Consider the following 1628-nt stretch of genomic DNA (forward strand, 5'->3'; position numbering starts at 1 on the left):
CGCGAGCGCTCGGCCCGTGGTTCTCCGGCGCGCAGAACACGCATGCGTTGCGGCGCGCGGGTTTGCTGGAGGGCGACCCCGCCGACGCGGTGGTGCTGGACCAGCTCGCCAGCGCGTCCGGCGTCCCACGGCTGGCGGACTTCTTCTGATGACGGACGTCTACCACGAGGTCATGCGCACGATCTGGGATCACAACCTCCACTTCGGTCTGTGGACGTCCGAAGAGGACGAATCTCCCAACCGCGTCGCCGCCGAGCGCATGACCGCTCTGCACATCGAGAAGCTCGGCGCCCGCCACGGCTGGCGCGTGCTGGACGTGGGCCGCCGTGTCGGTACGTCCGCGTTCCGGCTGGCCGAGGCCTCGCACGCGGACGATCGTGTCGGTGTCGGCGTGCGTTGAGCACGTCGAGCGAGCCACGCCCGCGCCGAGGCTCTGTTCGTCGACGACCAGGTGCGTTTCGTGCGCGCCGATCCGCACGCGATGCCGTTCTCCGCCGACACGTTCGACGCGGCGTGGGCCGTGGAAACGTTGCCGCACTTGGGAGACAGGGTCGGCGTTCTGCGGGAGCTGGCGCGTGTGGTCAAATCGTCGGGGGTCGTGGTGGTGTCCGACTTCGTGCAGCGGCGGCCGGTCGCACAGGATCTGCTGGACGAGTTGGAACCGATCCTGACCACCTACGACATCGACGAGTTGCCGACCTTCGGCGGCTACCCGAAGTTGTTGGCCTCAGCGGGTTTGCAGGTCGTCGAGCTGATCGACCTGAGCGTGGAGGCGCGCAAGACCGTGCCGCGGATGCAGGCCGGTGCACGGCAGCACTACGACGCTCTCGTTGCGGCGCATGGAGAAGAGGCGCGGCAGTATCTCGACCGGATATTGTCGCCGTTGGCGGTCCAGCCGTCGCTGGGGTACGTGCTGGCGGTTGCGAGTGTCTGAATTCGTGCGAGCGGGCCCGTCAAGTAACAATGAACGTGTGGCGGGGGACGACGAAGTAAGGCACGCCTACGGCGACAACATGGGTTGGCGCCTGAAGGGCTACGCGAAGACGCGCAGCGGGCCACCGGTCAGCGTGCGTGACATTTCGCGCGCGCAGTTTCTGCAGATCCGGCCGTTCTTCGACGCCGAGGACAACCCGTGGCTGGTGGACCTGCACGAGGTGGTCCCCGAGATCTGGCCGAGCGTCGAGCAGGTGCTCGGTCCGCTGGACCCGGCCCAGGACTACTACGTCACCGGACACCTCCTCGACTGGGACAAGGATCCGGTGCAGGCCGCACGTGACCTGCTGGACGAGCGGTTCCCGCTCGCGACGGCGGCGTTCCTCGGCGGCAGCGTCGCCGCCGGGAACTACACGGCGAACTCCGATCTGGACATGGTCGTGATCGTCGACGACCTGCCCTGCGCGTTCCGCGAGACGCTGGAGCACCGCGGGTGGCCGGTCGAGCTGTTCTGTCACACGGTCGAGTCGTTCCAGGACTTCGTGGCCCGTGACACGAAGGACCGGCGTCCTCCGTTGCTGCACATGTGTGCGGAGGGCTTTCTCATGCTCGACGCCGATGGCACTGGTGCGCGCATGCGGGCCGAGGCGCGCGCTCTGCTGGACGCAGGTCCTCCGCTCGCGACCGTCACCGAA

Annotated in this window: 2 protein-coding genes and 1 pseudogene; all 3 read left to right on the forward strand. The window is 67.9% G+C overall.

Annotation, left to right across the window (positions count from 1 at the left end):
* Positions 1-148: 148 nt before the first annotated feature.
* On the forward strand, positions 149-400 hold the full coding sequence (locus FXN61_RS49315) for a class I SAM-dependent methyltransferase (protein WP_167980619.1): 252 nt from the start codon (positions 149-151) through the stop codon (positions 398-400).
* 30 nt (positions 401-430) lie between these two features.
* A pseudogene (locus tag FXN61_RS49320) lies at positions 431-934 on the forward strand (class I SAM-dependent methyltransferase); the annotation flags it as partial.
* 37 nt (positions 935-971) lie between these two features.
* The coding region (locus FXN61_RS49325; RefSeq protein WP_167980621.1) for a nucleotidyltransferase domain-containing protein at positions 972-1628 on the forward strand (657 nt) is incomplete at its 3' end.

Origin of the sequence: Lentzea indica (genome assembly GCF_012184385.1) — a bacterium.
Classification (GTDB): Bacteria; Actinomycetota; Actinomycetes; order Mycobacteriales; family Pseudonocardiaceae; genus Lentzea; species Lentzea indica.